Genomic DNA, 19,514 nt, shown 5'->3' on the forward strand with positions numbered 1-19,514 from the left:
GCACCGACCACGCTCGGGTGACCGAGCCTCCTGGCCGTTCCCTGCACCATCCGACCCATTCCCTGTCGCCGACCCCGCGCGAGCGGACGTTCCGGCTGGTTGAGCCGTCCTTCAACCGATGCGTGCTTCCGCCTTGGCTCTTCTCCTATGGACGGTGTGCGGCTCGGGGTCCGCGCAGAACCTGGTGCCCAATCCAAGCTTCGAGCAGGTCACCAGTTGTCCCAGCTTCGCGAGCCAGCTCGATCGCGCAGCACCGTGGACCAACCCCACGCTCGGCACCCCGGAGCTCTTCCACGGCTGCGCGCCGCTCGCCTCATACGTATCGGTCCCCTACTGCACCACGGGTGGCTTCCAACACGCACGGACCGGACAGGGATTCATCGGCCTCTATACCTGGCGCACGGATATCGCGGACATGCGGGAGTATGCCGAGGTGGAGCTGGTCGCCCCGCTCGTGGCGGGTACCTGTTATCGCGTCGCGTTCTTCGTGAACATGCCGAATGACCACCCGTACGCGTGCGATGGCATCGGTGCGCACTTCTCCGCCGGCCCCATCGGCGCATCGAACGGAACGGTGCTCCCCTACCCCGCGCATGTCGAACATCCGGCCGGTACGCTGATCACGGATACCCTGGGATGGACCCTGGTGAGCGGCGCGTACATGGCTTCCGGTGGCGAAACACACCTCACGATCGGGAACTTCAGGAACGACACGGGCACGCAGACGCTGCAGATCGCGACCAACGTGTGGCATACCACCAGCGCCTACCTGCTCGTGGACGATGTATCCGTGGAGGAGCTGTTCCTTTCCGTGGATCTGGGTCCGGATACGCTGATCTGTGATGGCGCATCGCTTCTTCTGGATGCCACCATCCCGGGGGCCTCCTACCTATGGAGCGATGGCGGCACGGGGCCAACGACGGTCGCAGGAGGGCCCGGCACGTATTGGGTCCGGGTGTTCTCGGGCCCCTGCAGCGCGTCGGACACCATCGTGATCACTGGTGGCACGATCCCGGAATTGGACCTTCCGCAGCGCGTGAACCTGTGCCCGGGCGCTTCCCTGGAGCTGGATGCCTCCTCGGCGGGTGCCCGTGTGGTCTGGATGGACGGGGATAGCGTGGCGATCCGGACGGTGAGCGCACCTGGCACCTACACCGTCACCGCCACGAATCCATGCGGCAGCACGACGGCAAGCGTGGAGGTCACCTACGACCTCTGTCCGTGCGTTCCGTACCTGCCCAACGCCTTCACGCCGAACGCAGACGGCATCAACGATGTCGTTCGCCCGGAATTCCACTGTGGGGATGGTGCGCTCAGCTGGTCCATCCACGATCGCTGGGGGCAGCGCGTGTTCACCAGCGCCGAAGGAGCCACCTGCTGGGATGGCATGATCAATGGAACGCTCGCACCGGACGGCGTGTACGTGTGGCGCGGCCGGGTATCCATCGGGGCGCATGGCCGGGAGTACATGGGGCACTTCGTCCTGTTGCGGTGACCACACGCCGCGCCTCAATAGCGCATTGCATGCGATCTTCGTTGAGCATCCGTTCAACCTCCACGCATGCGTTACCTCCTTTCCTCATCGATCGTGCTCCTCGCCTTGTCGTGTGCAACACCTCGACCCGAACCCGGTGTCGCAGCGCCGGATCCCGCCTCGCTCCTATCCGAGGCCACCTGGATCGACCTCAGCCACGACTTCTCCGACAGCACCATCTATTGGCCCAACAACCCCACAGGCTTCGAACTGCATGTGGAATCCGAAGGCGTGACGCCCGGTGGCTGGTACTACAGCTCCAATTCCATTTGCGCGCCGGAGCATGGCGGAACGCACATGGACGCACCCGTCCACTTCGCCGAGGGCAAACACACCAGCGAAGAGGTGCCACTGGACCAACTCATTGGCAAGGCGTGCGTGTTGGACGTGACCAGCGCTGTGGGCGATGATGCCGATCACCTCGTGTCGGTCGCTGAGGTGGAGGAATGGGAGCGCGCCAACGGCCGCATCCCCGATGGAGCCATCGTGCTCGTTCGCACGGGCTGGGGCAAATACTACGACGACCGCGCGAAGTGCCTCGGCACAGCGGAGAAAGGTGCTGACGCCATCCCCCACCTGCACTTCCCCGGCATTGACCCTGCTCTGGCCACCTGGCTCATTGAGCATCGCAAACCAAAAGCCGTCGGGCTGGACACCCCAAGCCTCGACCGCGGACAGAGCACGGATTTCATGACGCACCGCCTCCTCTTCGAAGCGAACATCCCCGGCTTCGAGAACGTGGCCAGCCTGGAACAGGTGCCTGCGCACGGGGCCTTCGTTGTCGCACTGCCCATGAAGATCAAGGGCGGCACGGGCGGGCCGCTGCGGATCGTGGCATGCGTGCCCGCCGATAAGTGATCCCGCCTCGATCGGACGCTGAATACAAGCGTCCACAGATGGCGCAGGACCTGTCCCGCCGCTGCGGGATGACACAGATAAATGCAAATGCCGCTCGGGCTGGGCATTCCATCTGTGACATCCGCGTCATCTGTGGATAACCCCGGTGAGCCCGCGAGCCGCTCCTTCATCCCTGATCTCTGTGGATAACCCCGGCGAGCCCGCGAGCCCCTGCGGACACCCCTGCGGACTACCTTCGCCAAGCCCTCCCCGGACCATCCCGGAACACGGCATTGTGACGCATGGCTGAGAAGCAGGACATCGAGTTCAACAAGAACGAGGACAGGAACAAACTCGCCGTCAGCGAGCTCCATAGCCGCCTGAAGAAGGTGTACCTCGGCGGCGGCGAAAAGCGCATCGCCAAGCTGAAGGCCGACGGCAAGATGACCGCCCGCGAGCGCATCGACGCGCTGCTGGACAAGGGCGCGCCGCGCATCGAGATCGGCGCCTTTGCGGCCGACGGCATGTACAAGGAACACGGCGGCGCCCCCAGCGCGGGTGTGGTGGTGGTGATCGGCTACGTGAGCAAGCGCCAGTGCATCGTGGTGGCCAACGACGCCACCGTGAAGGCCGGCGCCTGGTTCCCCATGACCGGCAAGAAGAACCTGCGCGCCCAGGAGATCGCCATCGAGAACCGCCTGCCCATCATCTACCTGGTGGACAGCGCCGGCGTGTACCTGCCCATGCAGGACGAGATCTTCCCCGACAAGGAGCACTTCGGCCGGATCTTCCGCAACAACGCGGTGATGAGCTCCATGGGCATCACGCAGATCGCCGCCGTGATGGGCAGCTGCGTAGCCGGCGGCGCCTACCTGCCCATCATGAGTGATGAGGCCCTCATCGTGGAGAAGACCGGCAGCATCTTCCTTGCGGGCAGCTACCTGGTGAAGGCCGCCATCGGCGAGGACATCGACAACGAGACCCTCGGCGGCGCCACCACCCACAGCGAGATCAGCGGGGTCACCGACTACAAGTGCAAGGACGACGCGGACTGCCTGAAGAAGATCCGCGCCATCATGGACAAGCTGGGCAAGCCCAAGGACGCCGGCTTCAGCCGCGAGAAGCCCGCCGCGCCCAAGGCCGACCCAAAGGAGATCTACGGCATCCTCCCCAGCGACCGCGCCAAGCCCTACGACATGCGCGAGGTGATCGCACGCCTGGTGGACGACAGCGAGTACACTGAGTACAAGGAAGGCTTCGGTCAGAGCATCATCACCGCCTACGCCCGCATCGACGGCTGGGCCGTGGGCATCGTGGCCAACCAACGCAAAGTGGTGAAGAGCAAGAAGGGCGAGATGCAGTTCGGCGGCGTCATCTACAGCGACAGCGCCGACAAGGCCACGCGCTTCATCGCCAACTGCAACCAGAAGAACATCCCGCTGGTCTTCCTGCAGGACGTCACCGGCTTCATGGTGGGCAGCCGCAGCGAGCACGGCGGCATCATCAAGGACGGCGCCAAGCTGGTGAACGCTGTGAGCAACAGCGTGGTGCCCAAGTTCACCGTGATCGTGGGCAACAGCTATGGCGCCGGCAACTACGCCATGTGCGGCAAAGCCTACGACCCCCGCCTCATCGTGGGCTGGCCCAGCGCGCAGGTGGCCGTGATGGGCGGCGACCAGGCCGCCAAGGTGCTGCTGCAGATCGAAGTGGCCGCGCTGAAAGGCCGCGGCGAGGAGATCACCAAGGAGCGCGAGGCCGAGATCCTCGGCAAGATCCGCGCGAAGTACGAGGAGAGCATGAGCCCTTATTACGCGGCCGCGCGACTGTGGCTGGATGCGATCATTGATCCGCTGGAGACGAGGACGTGGATCAGTTTGGGGATCGAGGCGGCCAGCCAAGCACCGGCGACGAGAGAGTTCAACATGGGAGTCTTGCAGACGTAGGTTGTTTGGGCATGCCGGCTCGAAGACTCGCCGTCGCGCTTTCCGCTGCAAGTCCTCGCTCGTTCCTCGCTGCGGGCTTTCCGCTGCAACTCTACACTTGGACGCTTGGAAGATGAAGCATCTTCGAAGTGAACAATTCCTCCGAAGGAGGCTGAGCAGGATCACAGGTGAACCAGTCCGCTGCGAAGGTGTGATGACCTATAGCGATTATCGGTACCTGCGGTCCCTCAGGTCTGAGGCTTGGATAGAATGTGAGGCTCACGGCCTACTAGAGTTGTCAAGTTCAGGACCCGATGCTCAGCGCTCCCCCAGGGGATCGTGTGTCACCCAAAAGTAAACGAACATGAAACACTGGATCGGGATCGACGTGAGCAAGGCGACACTGGATGTGGCCCTGCTGGATGAACGCGGGACGCTGACCGCTGAGACCAAGGTGGAGAACACCACCAGAAGCGTGAAGACACTACTGCGTCGATGGACCAAGGAGTTCGCACTGGTCAAAGGAGAATACCTGGTGTGCCTGGAGCCCACGGGCTACTACGGCCATGCGCTGCTGGAAGTGTTGGTGGAATTGGAGATCCCCACCTGGCTTGCTCATCCCAACGACATCAAGCAGAGCATCGGAATGACCCGGGGAAAGAGCGACCGAGTGGATGCGCTCAGGATCGCCGACTACGCCCGGCGCTTCCAAGACAAGTCGCGGTTGTTCACGGCCGACCAGCTGAAGATGAACAAGCTCAAGCAGCTCCTGAGCAAGCGCCAGAACTACGTGATGCGCAAGACCATGCACCAGCGGCAGATCAAGGACATGAACAAGCTCATGGACAAGGACCTGCGCGGGCCGTTCACCTGGTTCGATAAGGCACAGATCAAAGCGCTGGACAAGGCGATCAAGGAACTGGAAGGCATGATCGAGGACACCATCAACGCGGAGCCCGAGTTGAGCAAGCGCTTCGAACTGCTGAAGTCCGTGGAAGGCGTTGGGCTCATTCTGGGCTCACATCTGCTGGCCCTCACCGACGGCTTCACGCGATTCACCTCACCGCGACAGCTAGCTTGCCATGCCGGATGCGCACCCTTCGAGAACAGGTCAGGCACCAGCATCAGAGGGCGCACCCGCGTATCGCACAATGCCAACCATACGCTCAAGGCCCTGCTGCATGTCTCGGTGGTCGGGCTCATCCGGTTCCCTGGTGAGTTCCGCGCCTACTACGACCGCAAAGTGGCCGAGGGCAAACACAAGATGCTTGTCTTCAACGCCATGCGCAACAAACTCATCCACCGCGTCTGTGCCGTGATCCGAAAGGGAGTGCCTTACGAGATACGAACACCCCTTGCACACGTCATAGAATAATCGCTCACGCAAAATCCGGGTAGCTAAGTCCCTTTGATCTTGTGAACGCACAAATGCGATGAGTAAAACAGCAAAAGCTCTTATGGCTCGCGGTCTTGATCGCGATGCAGCAGATTCACTTGTCCGCGGAGGATATACACTGGCAAGTCTGAAACTTTTTTCGCAAGCAGAACTCATCGACCTGGGCCTACAACCTGAAATGGCGACCGAGCTACTGGCTGAAAGTCGCCCGCCGATTCCACCGGAGACAATGGCGCAGCTGCTATATGAATCGCGCTGGACTTGCTGCGTCTGCCGTGATAGAACCAAATCGGTGATTGTTCATCATCTTGAGGAATGGCACGATTCGAGAGATCACTCTGAAGGAAACCTCGTTGTACTATGTCTGCAACATCACGACGAAGCCCACACCAAAAGAACACTGAGTCTGAACCTCACGATTGACCGAATCCGCGAAATGAAAAAGCTCTGGCTGGAGCAGGTGCGTTTGGCGGATACACAAACCATCATCGGACTTGGTGCGTCCAATCCGAGTAGATGGTTCTACTTTAATCACGCGCGGATCTTCGATTTGTTCTTGGCACGCGGCATCGGCATTGAACACAATGGTGTTACGGCCACCGTGATGATGCGAGGGTTGATAAATGACCTTGGCACCTTTGGCATACCGTCAGACGACAAGCACCACATTTACAATTTTGGTGACGGGCATCTCCTCTATCAATACACGGCGAACATGTTCGATCGTCTCCTCAGCGACACGGTCCTACTCGACCTCACAGACAAATTCAACAAGACGGACATTAAGGCCTTGCTGAAGCCCGGAATGTTCATTGCCTTGCAGGCTGCATTCTACTTCAGTCGCGAGAAGGTGCCAACCAAAGGTCCAGGTCAGGTTCGCAAAGCACATTATCGGCGAGACGGAATTGAACTGGCATTCGAGTTTGACGCATACGAGGTAACCAGCATGTCAGCTTGGGCAGTGCATCTTAGCGGACACAAAGTGGCGTTACCGATTGGTCAAGTGACGAGCATTGTTGAAGAGGACGGGATGCTCACCATCACAATAAGTTGCTACGCAATTGGCTGCTTCTTTGACGAACACCCCTATCGCGCTGCACAAGGAACATTGGTTGGCATCGAATAGCCAGATCCCCCTGCTGCCGCGGATCTGCGATCCGTGCGCACCTAGAATGGTTCACCGATTGAACCTATCCCCTTTCCAATTCATCGGGTTGTCCCGGATGTATTTGGCGATGCGTTCGTGTTCGCCGTCGTCGCGGATGACCCTGTCCCAATAGTTGCGTTGCCAGATGGGTGTTCCGTGCGGCACCAACCCATCGCGGTACGCCAGGCGTGTAACGGCGGATTTGTACGATGCCACGATGCGTCCCAACGAACCATGGGGCACGATGGGCATAACGCGCGGTGTCGGTGCGGGCGGGTCCGTGGGTGGCCGTAGGGGCCGATCATGATCGGCCCGGCGTTGTGCGGTAGGCGCGTTGGCCGTGCGATCGTCCGGTCCATTGTTCATGGCATTCGGCGATCCCGAGATCGGCGTTGCATCGGGTTCCGGCATGGTGCCGGGCCATTGCATGGTATCGTGGTCCGGCATGGTGTCGGGCCGATCGTGATCGGTGGAAATATCGGGCCGATCCTGATCGGTGAAAATATCGGGCCGATCATGATCGGTGGAAATATCGGGCCGATCATGATCGGTGGAAATATCGGGCCGATCATGATCGGCCCCTACGGGAACCTCCACCGCACCGTCCCATCGCACGGTCGTCGCGCCATCCAACGCACGCCCCCGCACGTCCACCAACCGTTCCCGTATCAACACGATCCCATGGACGTGGTTCGGCATCACTACGAATTCCCCGATGTCCACATGCGGCGTGTGTTGCGGGATCGCATCCCAACATTGCCGGGCCAATACACCGATGGGTGATGGATGCATCACCCCATCCGCGATGTGCTCGAACCAATGGCGGCGGTCATCGGTGCAGATGGTCAGGTAATACGCACCCGCGCGGGTGTAATCGTACCCCTTCCACCGGATCGTTCGACGTTGCGGCAATTCGGCCATGTCTCCGACGCGCCATTCCGATCGGGTGACAGCGCGGCATCCCGAAGATCGCACAGCCACGCAACCCGCGCATTCATCGGGACCGCCTCCCTCCCACCCCCATGAACGACAAAGCCCCGGCTCATCGCCGGGGCTTCGTTGATGTTGCGAGAGGGTCGACCTCAGGCGCGGGTCACGTTGACCGCGTTGGGGCCCTTGGGGCTCTGCTCCACGTCGAAGGAGACCTTGTCACCTTCGCGAATGGGCTCGCGCGTCCCCGTCTTGTGCACGAAGAGGTCCTTGCCACCCTCATCCGGGGTGATGAAACCGAACCCTTTCTCCGTGTTGAAGAACTTCACTGTACCGCTTGACATGTACTGACTGGTAATGCGTCCACCTTCCGGTGGACAAGTGGATCCCCGGCAAAACCACCGGGGCATTGATGGCGCAAAGGTCGGCCATTGTGGCCCCCACCCGACGATCGCCGGAAAATAAAGTTCAGCGGCGGGCCGCAAGCGAGGCGGCCATGTCCCCGATGACCGGACCGGGTGTTCACATCCCGCCACCTTTCCCGATGATCCACTGAACAGCCCCGGAACCATGAACCACACCACCACCCTCCCGCTCCTCGCCCTGCTCCTTGCCGCCTGCGGATCCACCAACCCGAACAGTGTCACGGACGATGCCGAAAGCCTGTCCGGGCTGGAGGCCCGCGTGGCCGCACTCACCGGAATGGACGCTGCGTCCACGGGAACGGAGGAGGGTGCGGCGTTGGAGGAGGGCGATGGCGGTGTGCGTGTGCACACGGTCCACAGCCCCGACCTCAACGTCCCGATGCTGCACACGCAGCTTCCGGCGCGGTGGGATCCGAAGACCACGCCGGGCGGCGATTGGTACGTGAACTCACCCGGCCTGAAGGTGCAGCAGATGAAAGGCGCCAACTTCATGTTCGTCCAGGGCCCTTCGGCCCAGTTCTACCAGGCCCAGGGCGTGCAGCTGCGGTCACCGGTGGACGCCGCGCAGATCGTGCAGCAGGACCTGATGCCGAAGATGCGGGAGATGGGGTACGAACCCGTGGGGATGCAGGAGGCCCCGGGCATCGCCCAGGCCGACCAGCGCGGGCTGGACGGACTCTACTCCATCGGACAGACGCGCAAGGTGTGCCAGGCCAACGTGAGCGCCTGGCGCAAGGGTGACACGCGCTCGGCCGTGGTGCTGCACTGGTTCGCGATCATGGGGCCGGAGATGGCCAACTGGGGCTACCGCATCACGCGCCTGGAGACCACGTCCGACCGGTTCGAGAAGGAAGTGGGCACGCTGGTGGACGTGCTCGCCGGGCAGCGCTACGACCCCGCCTACTTCGCGGCCTACGCGCAGAGCGAGCAGATGAAGGAAGGCCGCAGCTGGGCGGCGCACAACGCACGCATGCGCAGCAACCAGGCCGCCTTCGACGCCCAGCAGCGGGCGCACCGGGAGCGGGTGGACGGCGTGAACGATGCCATCATGAGCACCTGGCGGAACACCAGCAGCACGATGGACCGCATGCAGGAGGCCACCATCGACGGCATCCGCGGCGAGCAGAACGCCCTGAACCCGCACACGGGCCAGGTGGGCAAAGTGGAGGCCGGCTACAACAACTACTGGGTGAACAGCGACGGGCAGTACTTCGGCACGAACGACGGCACCTACGACCCCAACGTGGGCGGCCAGTGGGAAGGACAGTGGCAGCAGATGTCCACCGAACCGTGAAGAGCAGCGGTCGTTGGGCATCTTTGCGCCATGGCCGCCACCCGAAGGACATCCCGCACCACCACCCCGGCCCCGAAGCCGGACACGCCGACCACGCCCGTCAAGCTCCTCTCCGGCGGCAACCCGCAGATCCCCAAGGGCGACGGTGATGCGCCGGTGCAGGCCTACATCGCGGCGATGCCCGGCTGGAAGCGCGCGATCGGGGAGCGACTGGATGTCCTGATCGAGCAGCACGTGCCCGGGCTGCGGAAGGCCGTGAAGTGGAACTCGCCCTTCTATGGGGTGGAAGGCCAGGGCTGGTTCCTGTCCACCCACGTCTTCACGCACTTCGTGCGGATCACCTGGTTCCAAGGGCAGGCGCTGAAGCCCATTCCCCCCGGCCCCAGCAAGGACCCGAACGCCCGCTACCTCGACATCCGCGAGGGCGGCATCGAGGACGAGCAGCAGCTGATCAGCTGGATCAAGCAGGCGGCCGCGCTGCCAGGGTGGCTGAATCACTGAGCGGCCTTCACCGGCATCCGGCCTGCGGCGAATAGCGGCATTATTCTCCGCATTTTTTGCGGAGCATATTCGTACCTTTCTCCGCAGACGGCACCCCGTCCATGCCCCGCTACATCCACGAACTTTCCGGCTGGCCCGCGTTCAGCTGGGATGACGCAGCCCTGGCGCCAGCCTTGGCCGCGGTGCGGGAGCAGCGGGCCCGTTTGCTCGGCAGTATGGCCGCCGTGGGCTTCGAGCTGCGTACGGAGGCCGACCTCGTCACCATGACCGCCGACGTGCTGCGTACCAGCGAGATCGAGGGCGAAGTGCTGGATCCGGCACAGGTCCGATCCTCCCTGGCCAGGCGGTTGGGGCTGGACGTTTCTGGGGCGCCCCCGGTGGACCGCCATGTGGATGGCGTGGTGCAGATGCTGCTCGACGCCACGCGCAACTGCCATGACACCCTCAGCGCCGAACGCTTGTTCGGCTGGCATGCCGCGCTGTTCCCTACGGGCCGAAGCGGCATGATGACGATCCTCGTGGGCCGCTTGCGCGACGATTCCACCGGTCCCATGCAGGTGGTCTCCGGACCGATGGGGCGCGAGAAGGTCCACTTCGAGGCACCAGCGGCCTCAAGGCTGAAAAAGGAGATGGCGACCTTCCTCAAGTGGGTGAACGCCGGAACGCGGACAGGGGCCGGGAAGACACTGGACCCCCTGCTCAAGGCTGGGATCGGTCATTTCTGGTTCGTGACGCTGCACCCCTTCGAGGATGGCAACGGCCGCATGGCCCGTGCGGTGGCCGACCTGCTGTTGGCCCGCGCCGATGGATCGCCCCAGCGGTTCTACAGCATGAGCGCCCAGATCCGCAACGAGCGGAAGAAGTACTACGACATCCTGGAACGCTCGCAGCGCGGCACCTTGGACATCACGGAATGGCTTGCATGGTTCCTGGCCTGTCTGGGCCGTGCGATCAGCGCATCGGAAAGCCAGCTCGCGGGCGTGCTCAGCAAGCACCGTTTCTGGCAGAAGCACGCGACCACTGTGCTGAACCCGCGCCAGGTGAAGGTGCTCACCAAGCTGTTCGCCGGGTTCGAGGGCCAGCTCACCTCAAGCAAGTACGCCAAGCTGGCAAAGACCTCACAGGACACCGCCGCGCGAGACATCGCCGACCTGATGACCAAGAAGATCCTGAAGAAGGGAAAGGCCGGCGGGCGGAGCACGCACTATGAACTGATCATGTGAGCTCAACACCATCGTCGCCACACTTCGTTCCACCTTCACATCCATGAACCCCAAGGTCAACTGGTTCTTCGAGAAGGAAGGTCCGTGGCAGGACTGCTATGCCCGGTTGCGTGAACTGGCCCTGGAGAGCGGGCTTACCGAGGAGCTGAAGTGGGGCCACCCCTGCTACACGCTGAAGGGGAAGAACGTCTTCCTCATCCACGGCTTCAAGGACCACTGCGCGCTGCTCTTTCACAAGGGCGCACTGCTGAAGGACGACCACAAGCTGCTGGTGCAGCAGACGGCCAATGTGCAGAGCGCGCGACAGATCCGCTTCAGCAGCGAGAAGCAGATCGTGAAGCTCGCGCCGGTCCTGCGTGCTTACATCCAGCAGGCCATCGCCGTGGAGAAGGCCGGAAAGCAGGTGGTGCTGAAGAGGACCGGGGAGTTCGACATGCCCGCAGAGTTCGCCAGGGCCATGAAGGAGATGCCCGAACTGAAGAAGGCCTTCAACGCGCTCACTCCGGGAAGGCAGCGGGGCTACCTCCTGTTCTTCGCAAGCGCGAAGCAAGCAGCGACGCGGGAGGCCCGGATCGAGAAGCACACGGACCGCATCCTGGCAGGGAAAGGACTGGACGACTGAACCAACGACACCGACCTCCACCATGGACCGCGAACTGCGCCGCAAGCTGCTCATCGGGCTGATCGCCCTCATCCTCCTGTGCTGCAGCGCGTCGGCCTACCTCTCCTGGAAGGCGGGTCATCGCCCCAAGGCCGTCAGCACCTTCGCAGCCGGCGTGACCTTTGCCCTGCTCATCGGCAGCCGCGCCCTGCGGAAGCGATGAGCCCGGGATCGCCAGCTGCGCGCGTTACGGCCGTTCGAGCGTGAAGCGCACCATGCTGCCGAGGCTGCGCCTTGCACCCGGCGCAGCCTCATCCGGTACCCAGGCCGGCTTCCACCCCGTGATGTGCATCAAGCTCATCTCCAGGTCGTAGACGCGCTCGGTCTGCTCGCGGTCCATCCGCGCATGGAACGAACCCGTGGGTCCGACATGGCCGAAGCCGCTCCAGCCCCGACCATCCGGCACACCTCGGCCTCGCCATTCGGCCTGCTTCTCCTCCAGGGCCGAAAGGAAGCGCAGCTGACCGTCGGGATAGCTGGCTTTGCCGTAGGCATCCCCCTCCACACTGCCGGCACCGCAGCCTCCGGGCCAGAGGTCCAACGGCTCCAGCATCACACCCACACTGTCGCGCTCCACACGCAACAGGCAACCACCGCAGGTAAGCTCCACCGTGGACGGCTTCTGCTTGCCGGTTCCCGCCCGGTCCCATGCGCGATCGAGGCCCGCGCACCCGATCATCCGCTCCAGGTCCACCTCGAACGCGCCGGGACGGAACGGGATCCGCAGACCCGGATGCCAGCCGTCGAAGCCGACGAAGAGCACCGAGAGCATCATCCGGTCGCCGGTGGTGCGGCGTGTGATCTCCAAGCCGATGTCCCGAAGGCCGCAGCCCGCATCGAGCATCAGGTCCAACTGCTTGTCCGTACTGTCCTTGTCGACCCGGTGGAACGTGTACTGTCCGCGGGTCTCCACCACCGCGAATTCCCGGTCGTTGTGCACCCTGGAGAGGTGGTCGAGCGGGATCCGCAGCACGAGGTTCGAGCAGCAGCACTGGGCGTTTCCGGCGAAGGGCAGGAAGAGCGACAACAACAGGAGCAGGCAGAAGGTCGGCATCACGCCACCGTACACGAGTGACCGGAAGTGGTTCAACGTCCGGGAAGGTGGTGCATCTTGCGGTACCATGCTCACCGCCCTCATCCCCAAGCTGCCCATGCGCGATGCGGCCGCCACGCGGGCCTACTACGTGGATCGGCTCGGCTTCACCGTGGCTGGGACTTATCCTGCCTACCTCATCGTGGAGCGCGACGGACATGAGCTTCACTTCTTCCTGCACGCCGACCTGGATCCGCTCACGAACGATGGCCAGCTGTACATCCGCACGACCGCGATCGACGACCTGTACCGCTCGCTGACGGAACGCGGCGTGGCCATCCACCCGAACGGCGCGCTCAGCACCAAGCCCTGGGGGCAGCGGGAGTTCGCCCTGCTTGACCCCGATCACAACCTGTTGACCTTCGGAGAAGGGATGTGAGCACGGTGCCGCACCTTCGCGCCATGCCCCCAGCCACTGTCCGCATCCGACCCACCGTACTGTCCTTCCTGACCGACCTGGAGGCGCACAATGAGAAGCCCTGGTTCGAAGCGAACAAGGTTCGTTACCAGGCCGCGCAGGCGAACCTGGTGGCCTTCGCCGATGCGCTGCTCGAGCGGATGCGGGAGCATGACAGGTTGAGCACGCCCAGTGGTGCGAAAAGCATGATGCGCATCCACACCGACCAGCGCTTCCACAAGGACCGGCCGCCTTACGCGCCACGCTTCGGCGGACGGCTGGCGCGGGTGAAGCCGGCCTTGCGCGGCGGCTACTTCTTCCGCATCCAGCCCGGCGGGCGATCGCACGTCACCTGCGGATTCATGGGACCCGAGCCCGATGACCTGCGCCTGATCCGGCAGGACATCGCCTACGACCACGACACCTGGCGCCGGGTCCTTCGTGGCAAGCCGCTCCGTTCGTTGCTGGGCGACCTCTTCGGCGAGGAGCTCGCCACCGTGCCGCGCGGCTTTCCGAAGGACCATCCCGCAGCGGACCTTCTCCGCAAGAAGCAGTTCCTGCTGCGCCGAAGCTTCACCGATGCCGAGGTGCTCGCGCCGGACTTCCTTGACGAAGTGGTGAGGACCTATCGCGCCGTGCGGCCCTGGTTCGATCACATGACCGCCGTGCTGACCAGCGATGCGAACGGCGCCTGATCCCCGATCACCGCACACATGCACCCACGCGCCGAAGCCCTGATCCGCGAACTCGGTCTGCTGCCGCATCCCGAGGGCGGCCACTACCGCGAACTGCACCGATCACCGCTGCAGGTCCATCCACCGGACGGCCGCGGAGACCGTGCAGCGCTCACCACCATCTACTTCCTGCTCCCTGCGGCCGAGATCAGCCGCTGGCATCGGGTGTCCAGCGATGAGGTGTGGCATCACCTGGAAGGCGCACCGCTGGAGCTGCTGGTGAGCGATCCGGACCTCCATCACGTACAGTGTCACCTGCTGGGTCCCTTGCGTGACGGACTGCGACCGGAGGTGGTGGTGCCCCCCGGACAGTGGCAGGCGGCACGGAGCACGGGCGACTTCACGCTCGTGGGCTGTGTGGTGGCCCCGGGCTTCGACTTCGCGGACTTTGCGATGCTGCGCGACCTGCCCGACGACGCCGAGCGGCTGCGGCAGCGGCAACCCGATGCGGTCGATCTGCTGTAGACGCGGCCGCTCAGGCCTTGCGCACGTAAATGCTCTTCAGGCCCATGGCCCCGAAGCCATCGATCTTGCAGTCGATGTCGTGCCCGGCATTGCCGCCCCCCTCCACCAACCGGATGCCTTTCACCTTGGTGCCGGCCTTCACCGGCTTGGGCATGCCCTTCACCGGCAGGTCCTTGATCACCACCACGTCATCACCGTCCTTCAGCACGTTGCCGTTGGCATCCTTGATCACCGGTCCCGCCTCGGCGGCGGCCACCTCGGCGGGGTTCCACTCATGGCCGCATTCGCCGCACATCCATGAGGTGCCCGTGGGATACGTGATGGCGGAGCGGCACTCGGGACAGGGATGGGTGTCGGGCATGGTGGCGCGAAAGTACCAGGTCCCGGCTCGACGGTGCGCATCTGAACACACACCGCTCCTGCTCCGCGCTATCCGCGTCGACGAAGATCGCGGACAAAGAAGACCATGGTCCCGATGAGGAACGTGATGTTCACGGCGCGTGCGAAGGGCGGTGCCCCCTCCGGCCACAGTTGACCGAGCAGCACCACAGCGTTCACCAGAAGAAGGACGATCAGGACCTTGCGACGCATGCGACGAAGATGGAACGATCCCACCGGACATACGCAGGGACCGTGAGGCCCCGTTCATCCGGTATGCGACGCCTACTGCTGCTCACCCTGCTCCTGCTGCTGCTCGGTTCCTGCCATGTGGGAAGGTCGGTGCGCAAATGCGACGGTCGCCAGGGGGTGCGGGTGCCGATGGGGACCTTGTAGCGTCGGGCGTTCGGTCCTTCCTCCGACCTTCACCCCATGGACCGTCCGCACCTCATCGCCCAGCTCGAACGCCACGCCGCGGTGTTCCGCGACCTGCTCAAGGACCTTTCGGCCGAGGAGGCCCGTTGGAGGCCGGCTCCGGAGAAATGGTGCCCGTTGGAGATCATCTGTCATCTCCACGATGAGGAGCGCGAGGACTTCCGTGCGCGCCTGCGCTCCACGCTGGAGAACCCGGAAGTGCCCTGGCCCACCATCGACCCGGCCGCGTGGGTGACCGGGCGCCGGTACATGGAGAAGGACCCCACCGCGACGCTGGATGGCTTCCTCGCGGAGCGCGGGGCGTCGCTGTCCTGGCTCCGTGGCCTGGATCAGGCGCCCTGGACCAATGTCTACATCCACCCCAAGGTGGGCCCGGTGAGCTGCGAGCTGCTGCTCACCAACTGGGTGGCGCACGACCTGCACCACATCCGCCAGCTCATCAACTGGCGGTATGCCCACCTGAAGGCGCACACGACCGTGCCGCTGGACTACGCCGGCACCTGGTAGCCGGGCATCAGCCGTACTTTGCGGGTCTTGTGATCCACACCGGCCGTGTACAGCCCTTGCAGGTCCGTCGCCGCACCAGCGAAGGCTGGGTCTTGACCGACGACGATGGGACGGAGGTGCTCTATCCGCACGAGGTCCTTCCGCCGGACCTGAACGACGACAAGCGCATGCCGGTGTTCGTGTACCGGGATGCCGGTGGACGGCAGCTGGCAAGCGCGCGCCCGCCGAAGGCCACCGTGGGGCAGTTCGCCATGTTCCGCGTGATCAAGGTCGGCCGCGATGGCGCGCATCTGGACTGGGGGCTGAAGCCCGACCTGGTGGTCCCCCTTGACGAGCAGCGCCACCCGATGGAGGAAGGCCGTTGGTATCTGGTGCACGTGGTGCTCGACACGCGCAGCGACCATCTCTTCGGCAGCACTCTCATCGAGGACTTCCTGAACAACGACGCGCTCACCGTGAAAGAGGGCGATGCCGTGGACCTGATCGTGTTCGGCCGCAGCGACCTGGGCCTGCACGTGATCGTGAACGGCAGCCACCAGGGGCTGGTGCATGCCAACGAGGTGTTCAAGCGCGTCTCCATCGGCGACAGGCTCACCGGCCACGTGAAGCAGATCCGCGAGGACCACAAGCTCGACATCACGCTGCAGCCCATCGGCTACCGGCAGTACAACGACGCCAACGTGGACCTGATCGTACGGCGGCTCCGCGCGGGGAAAGGCTTCTTGCCCTTCACCGACAAGAGCAGCACCGAGGCCATCTACGCGGAGTTCGGCATCAGCAAGAAGGCGTTCAAGAAGGCTGTCGGGGCCTTGTACCGGGAGCGGCTCGTGCGCCTGGAGGAGGACGGCATCGTGTGGGTGGGCTGATGCCCGACGACCGTCGGACCTCTGGTCCTGTCGCATTCCATACCTTCATCACCCACATCGGATGCCATGAACCCTGTGCTGCGCAACATCCTCGCCGTGCTGGCCGGCCTCGTGGTCGGCGGGATCGTCAACATGGGCCTGATCATGGTGGGTGGTGCCATCATGCCTCCCCCACCGGGCGTGGACGTGAACGACATCGCGAGCATCAACGCCCACATCGGCGAGTATTCCGTGGCCCAGATGCTCGTGCCGTTGCTGGCGCATGCGCTTGGTGCGCTGGTGGGCGCCTTCGTGGCCGCCCGGCTGGGTGCTTCGCGGCACTTGATGCTGGCCCTCATCGTGGGCGCGATCAACCTGGTCGGTGGCATCATGGCGGTGCGCATGATCCCGAACAGCCCGATGTGGTTCAACGTGCTCGATCTGGGGCTGGCCTACCTGCCCATGGCCTGGCTGGGCTGGAAGCTGGCCGGAGCACGGCGCTGAACCCCTGTTGCGAGGTCGGCGTGTCGTACCGACCCGCATCCGTTGCATCTTCGCAGCGGGCCGATCAACCGGCCGCATCCACAAGGGCGATGAAACGATCGATCCACCTCGACGAGAAGCTGGAAGGTTCCAGCCCCTTCACGGCCGCCGTGGAGGCCAACGGCTTTGTCTTCATCAGCGGCCAGATCGCCTCGGTGAAAGGCACCCGCACGGTCATCACGGACAACATCACCAAGGAGGCCGAACAGGTGATGGCGAACATCGGCTCGATCCTCGAGGCGGCCGGGCTCACCTACGACGACCTGGTGAAGTGCACCATCTACCTCACCAACCTGCAGTACTACACGGCGGTGAGCGCGGTGTACCAGGCGTGCTTCAAAGGCGATCCCCCGGCGCGCGAGACCGTGGGCGTGAAGGAGCTGCCCCGCGGTGCCAACGTGGAGATCAGCGGCATCGCGCTGAAGCGCTGAGCAGGCACCGCCGCCGGACAGGGCGCGATCGGTCCACAGGGCCGTTGCGCCACACGATGCCCAGCGCCATGGACCACGGTGAGCAGGCCGCACGCATCTTCGACCGCCATGCCGCGCGGTACGCCGCGACGTACGCCGACATCAGCCGGTATGCGCCTTCGCTCCAGGCCTTCCTGGACCTGCTGCCGCAAGGGGCCGGGGTGCTGGAGCTGGCCTGCGGGCCCGGCAACGTCACGCGCCACCTGTTGCAGCGCCGGCCCGACCTGAAGGTGCTGGGCACCGACCTGGCCCCGGCGATGCTGGACATCGCCCGCACGGTGAACCCCGATGCCACCTTCGAGCGGCTGGACCAACGCGCGGCAAGGACGCTGCGCCGGCGGTTCCACGGCATCGTGTGCGCCTTCGGCCTGCCCTACCTGAGCGCGGAGGAGGCCGCGACCTTGATCACGGATGCCTCCGCCATGCTGCATCCCGGCGGCGCCCTCTACCTCAGCACCATGGAGGAGGCCCCCGCCCGCAGCGTGTGGGAAGGTCCGTCGGAGGAAGAGCGCATCCTGATGCACTACCACGCCGGGGCGGCGCTGAGGACCGCGATCCACCAGGCCGGGCTGAAGCTCCGGCACGAGAGCCGCAGCCGCTACGTGGATGCCCACGGGAAGGCGGTCACCGACCTGATGCTGGTGGCGCAGGGCTGACGGTCGCGCCAGCGCATCTTTGCGGCGCATGGAGTTCGGCCTCTACACCTTCGTCGATCACACGCCCGATCCGGTGACGGGCGAGCGCATCAGCGCGCAGGAGCGGCACAGCCACCTGCTGGAGGAGGCCGAACTGGCGGACCGGCTGGGGCTGGACGTGTTCGCCATCGGGGAGCACCACCGCGAGGACTTCATCGCCAGCGCCCCCGCCGTGCTGCTCGCCGCCATCGCCGCGCGCACCACCCGCATCCGGCTGGGCAGCGCCGTCACCGTGCTCAGCAGCGAGGACCCCGTGCGGGTGTACCAGCAGTACGCCACGCTCGACCTGCTGAGCGGCGGACGGGCGGAGGTCATGGCCGGGCGCGGCTCCTTCACGGAGTCCTTCCCGCTCTTCGGGTACGACCTGGCCGACTACGACACGCTCTTCAGCGAAAAGCTGGCCATGCTGCTGGAGGTGCGCAAGAGCGAGCGGCTCTCGTGGAAGGGACGGCACACGCCGACCATCGCGGACCGGGGGGTGTACCCGCGCGCCGTGCAGGAGCCGCTGCCCGTGTGGGTGGCCGTGGGCGGCACGCCGGAGAGCGCGGTGCGGGCGGCCGCGCTGGGTCTGCCCATGACGCTGGCCATCATCGGCGGCGACCCCGCGCGCTTCAAGCCCTTCACCGACCTGTACCGCAAGGCCTGGCAACAGGCCGGGCACCCGATGGAGCGCTTCCAGCTGGGCATCGGCTCGCATGGCTTCATCGCGGACAGCTTCGAGGAGGCCGCCGAGCTCACCTGGCCGCGCTACGCCATGCAGATGGGCCGCATCGGTCGCGAGCGCGGCTGGGGCCCGGTGGGCCGTCCGCAGTTCGACTTCGAGGTGTCGCCGCAGGGGGCCATGCTGCTCGGCGACCCCGAGACCGTGGCCCGCAAGATCGTCCGTGAGCATGCGCTCTTCGGCTTCACCCGATTCAGCCTGCAGTTCAGCGTGGGCAGCATGCCGCACGACAAGCTGCTCCGATGCATCGAGCTCTACGCCACCGAGGTGGTGCCGCGCGTGAAGGCCGCGGTGGGGGCGTGACCCGTGGCGCTCCCTCCATCGACCCGCGCGGGATGCGCACCTTTAGGCACTGGCCCAC

General features: G+C 64.4%; 24 protein-coding genes. 19 read left to right on the plus strand and 5 right to left on the minus strand.

Annotated features, from left to right (window positions below; translation table 11 throughout):
* Positions 1-118: 118 nt before the first annotated feature.
* The 5 genes from IPM49_04185 (at position 119) to IPM49_04205 (ending at position 6,815) form a co-directional block, all read left to right on the plus strand.
* On the plus strand, positions 119-1,495 hold the full coding sequence (locus tag IPM49_04185) for a gliding motility-associated C-terminal domain-containing protein (protein ID MBK9273724.1): 1,377 nt from the start codon (positions 119-121) through the stop codon (positions 1,493-1,495).
* A gap of 66 nt (positions 1,496-1,561) precedes the next feature.
* The gene (locus IPM49_04190) at positions 1,562-2,392 is read left to right on the plus strand and encodes a cyclase family protein (protein ID MBK9273725.1); all 831 of its coding nucleotides are present in this window, start codon (positions 1,562-1,564) and stop codon (positions 2,390-2,392) included.
* A 281-nt stretch (positions 2,393-2,673) separates the two neighbouring features.
* Positions 2,674-4,314 (plus strand): acyl-CoA carboxylase subunit beta, encoded by a 1,641-nt coding sequence (locus tag IPM49_04195; GenBank protein ID MBK9273726.1) that lies wholly within the window; start codon positions 2,674-2,676, stop codon positions 4,312-4,314.
* 343 nt (positions 4,315-4,657) lie between these two features.
* Positions 4,658-5,668: a transposase gene (locus tag IPM49_04200; GenBank protein ID MBK9273727.1), complete on the plus strand. Its 1,011-nt coding sequence runs from the start codon at positions 4,658-4,660 to the stop codon at positions 5,666-5,668.
* A 58-nt stretch (positions 5,669-5,726) separates the two neighbouring features.
* Positions 5,727-6,815, plus strand: a complete 1,089-nt coding sequence (locus IPM49_04205) for an HNH endonuclease (protein ID MBK9273728.1) — start codon at positions 5,727-5,729, stop codon at positions 6,813-6,815.
* Between the two features lie 51 nt (positions 6,816-6,866).
* Here IPM49_04205 and IPM49_04210 read toward each other — a convergent pair whose 3' ends face one another.
* Positions 6,867-7,757 (minus strand): hypothetical protein, encoded by an 891-nt coding sequence (locus tag IPM49_04210; GenBank protein ID MBK9273729.1) that lies wholly within the window; start codon positions 7,755-7,757, stop codon positions 6,867-6,869.
* Between the two features lie 161 nt (positions 7,758-7,918).
* Positions 7,919-8,110: a cold-shock protein gene (locus IPM49_04215; protein ID MBK9273730.1), complete on the minus strand. Its 192-nt coding sequence runs from the start codon at positions 8,108-8,110 to the stop codon at positions 7,919-7,921.
* A gap of 226 nt (positions 8,111-8,336) precedes the next feature.
* On the opposite strand from IPM49_04215, the gene IPM49_04220 reads away from it, so the two are divergent.
* The 5 genes from IPM49_04220 to IPM49_04240 all read left to right on the plus strand — a co-directional run bounded on the left by IPM49_04220 (position 8,337) and on the right by IPM49_04240 (position 12,033).
* Positions 8,337-9,485 (plus strand): hypothetical protein, encoded by a 1,149-nt coding sequence (locus IPM49_04220; GenBank protein ID MBK9273731.1) that lies wholly within the window; start codon positions 8,337-8,339, stop codon positions 9,483-9,485.
* A gap of 30 nt (positions 9,486-9,515) precedes the next feature.
* Positions 9,516-9,986, plus strand: a complete 471-nt coding sequence (locus IPM49_04225) for a DUF1801 domain-containing protein (protein MBK9273732.1) — start codon at positions 9,516-9,518, stop codon at positions 9,984-9,986.
* A 101-nt stretch (positions 9,987-10,087) separates the two neighbouring features.
* Positions 10,088-11,209 carry a Fic family protein gene (locus IPM49_04230; GenBank protein MBK9273733.1) on the plus strand — a complete coding sequence of 374 codons (1,122 nt, stop codon included), beginning with the start codon at positions 10,088-10,090 and terminating at the stop codon, positions 11,207-11,209.
* A 43-nt stretch (positions 11,210-11,252) separates the two neighbouring features.
* Positions 11,253-11,831 (plus strand): YdeI/OmpD-associated family protein, encoded by a 579-nt coding sequence (locus tag IPM49_04235; GenBank protein ID MBK9273734.1) that lies wholly within the window; start codon positions 11,253-11,255, stop codon positions 11,829-11,831.
* 22 nt (positions 11,832-11,853) lie between these two features.
* Complete coding sequence (locus IPM49_04240; GenBank protein MBK9273735.1) at positions 11,854-12,033, plus strand: hypothetical protein; 180 nt, start codon at positions 11,854-11,856, stop codon at positions 12,031-12,033.
* Positions 12,034-12,057: 24 nt separating this feature from the next.
* Here IPM49_04240 and IPM49_04245 read toward each other — a convergent pair whose 3' ends face one another.
* Complete coding sequence (locus IPM49_04245; GenBank protein ID MBK9273736.1) at positions 12,058-12,924, minus strand: hypothetical protein; 867 nt, start codon at positions 12,922-12,924, stop codon at positions 12,058-12,060.
* Positions 12,925-12,991: 67 nt separating this feature from the next.
* Between IPM49_04245 and IPM49_04250 the strand changes: the two genes are divergently transcribed.
* From IPM49_04250 to IPM49_04260, 3 genes are read left to right on the plus strand one after another with little or no spacing between them, the layout of a single operon-like run.
* Positions 12,992-13,342: a VOC family protein gene (locus IPM49_04250; GenBank protein ID MBK9273737.1), complete on the plus strand. Its 351-nt coding sequence runs from the start codon at positions 12,992-12,994 to the stop codon at positions 13,340-13,342.
* Positions 13,343-13,365: 23 nt separating this feature from the next.
* A complete protein-coding gene (locus tag IPM49_04255; GenBank protein MBK9273738.1) occupies positions 13,366-14,055 on the plus strand; it encodes a DUF2461 domain-containing protein in 690 nt (229 codons plus the stop codon).
* 18 nt (positions 14,056-14,073) lie between these two features.
* Positions 14,074-14,559 carry a cupin domain-containing protein gene (locus tag IPM49_04260; GenBank protein MBK9273739.1) on the plus strand — a complete coding sequence of 162 codons (486 nt, stop codon included), beginning with the start codon at positions 14,074-14,076 and terminating at the stop codon, positions 14,557-14,559.
* A gap of 10 nt (positions 14,560-14,569) precedes the next feature.
* Here the strand turns inward: IPM49_04260 and IPM49_04265 are convergent, their stop codons facing one another.
* Together IPM49_04265 and IPM49_04270 are read right to left on the minus strand one after the other, a co-directional pair.
* Positions 14,570-14,920: an alkylphosphonate utilization protein gene (locus IPM49_04265; protein ID MBK9273740.1), complete on the minus strand. Its 351-nt coding sequence runs from the start codon at positions 14,918-14,920 to the stop codon at positions 14,570-14,572.
* Between the two features lie 68 nt (positions 14,921-14,988).
* Positions 14,989-15,150 carry a hypothetical protein gene (locus tag IPM49_04270; GenBank protein ID MBK9273741.1) on the minus strand — a complete coding sequence of 54 codons (162 nt, stop codon included), beginning with the start codon at positions 15,148-15,150 and terminating at the stop codon, positions 14,989-14,991.
* A gap of 219 nt (positions 15,151-15,369) precedes the next feature.
* Here IPM49_04270 and IPM49_04275 point away from each other — a divergent pair, with 219 nt between their 5' ends.
* From IPM49_04275 to IPM49_04300, 6 genes are all read left to right on the plus strand, one after another.
* Complete coding sequence (locus IPM49_04275; GenBank protein MBK9273742.1) at positions 15,370-15,879, plus strand: DinB family protein; 510 nt, start codon at positions 15,370-15,372, stop codon at positions 15,877-15,879.
* A gap of 29 nt (positions 15,880-15,908) precedes the next feature.
* Entirely contained in the window at positions 15,909-16,745 is an 837-nt protein-coding gene (locus tag IPM49_04280; protein ID MBK9273743.1) for a GntR family transcriptional regulator, read from the plus strand.
* Between the two features lie 66 nt (positions 16,746-16,811).
* Positions 16,812-17,228 (plus strand): hypothetical protein, encoded by a 417-nt coding sequence (locus tag IPM49_04285; GenBank protein MBK9273744.1) that lies wholly within the window; start codon positions 16,812-16,814, stop codon positions 17,226-17,228.
* A gap of 89 nt (positions 17,229-17,317) precedes the next feature.
* Positions 17,318-17,698, plus strand: a complete 381-nt coding sequence (locus IPM49_04290; protein ID MBK9273745.1) for a RidA family protein — start codon at positions 17,318-17,320, stop codon at positions 17,696-17,698.
* A gap of 68 nt (positions 17,699-17,766) precedes the next feature.
* Positions 17,767-18,393, plus strand: coding sequence for a class I SAM-dependent methyltransferase (locus IPM49_04295; protein ID MBK9273746.1), 627 nt, complete (start codon positions 17,767-17,769; stop codon positions 18,391-18,393).
* 28 nt (positions 18,394-18,421) lie between these two features.
* Positions 18,422-19,456: an LLM class flavin-dependent oxidoreductase gene (locus IPM49_04300; GenBank protein ID MBK9273747.1), complete on the plus strand. Its 1,035-nt coding sequence runs from the start codon at positions 18,422-18,424 to the stop codon at positions 19,454-19,456.
* Positions 19,457-19,514 lie beyond the last annotated feature (58 nt).

Source organism: Flavobacteriales bacterium, from assembly GCA_016715895.1.
In the GTDB taxonomy this organism is placed as follows: Bacteria; Bacteroidota; Bacteroidia; order Flavobacteriales_F; family PHOS-HE28; genus PHOS-HE28.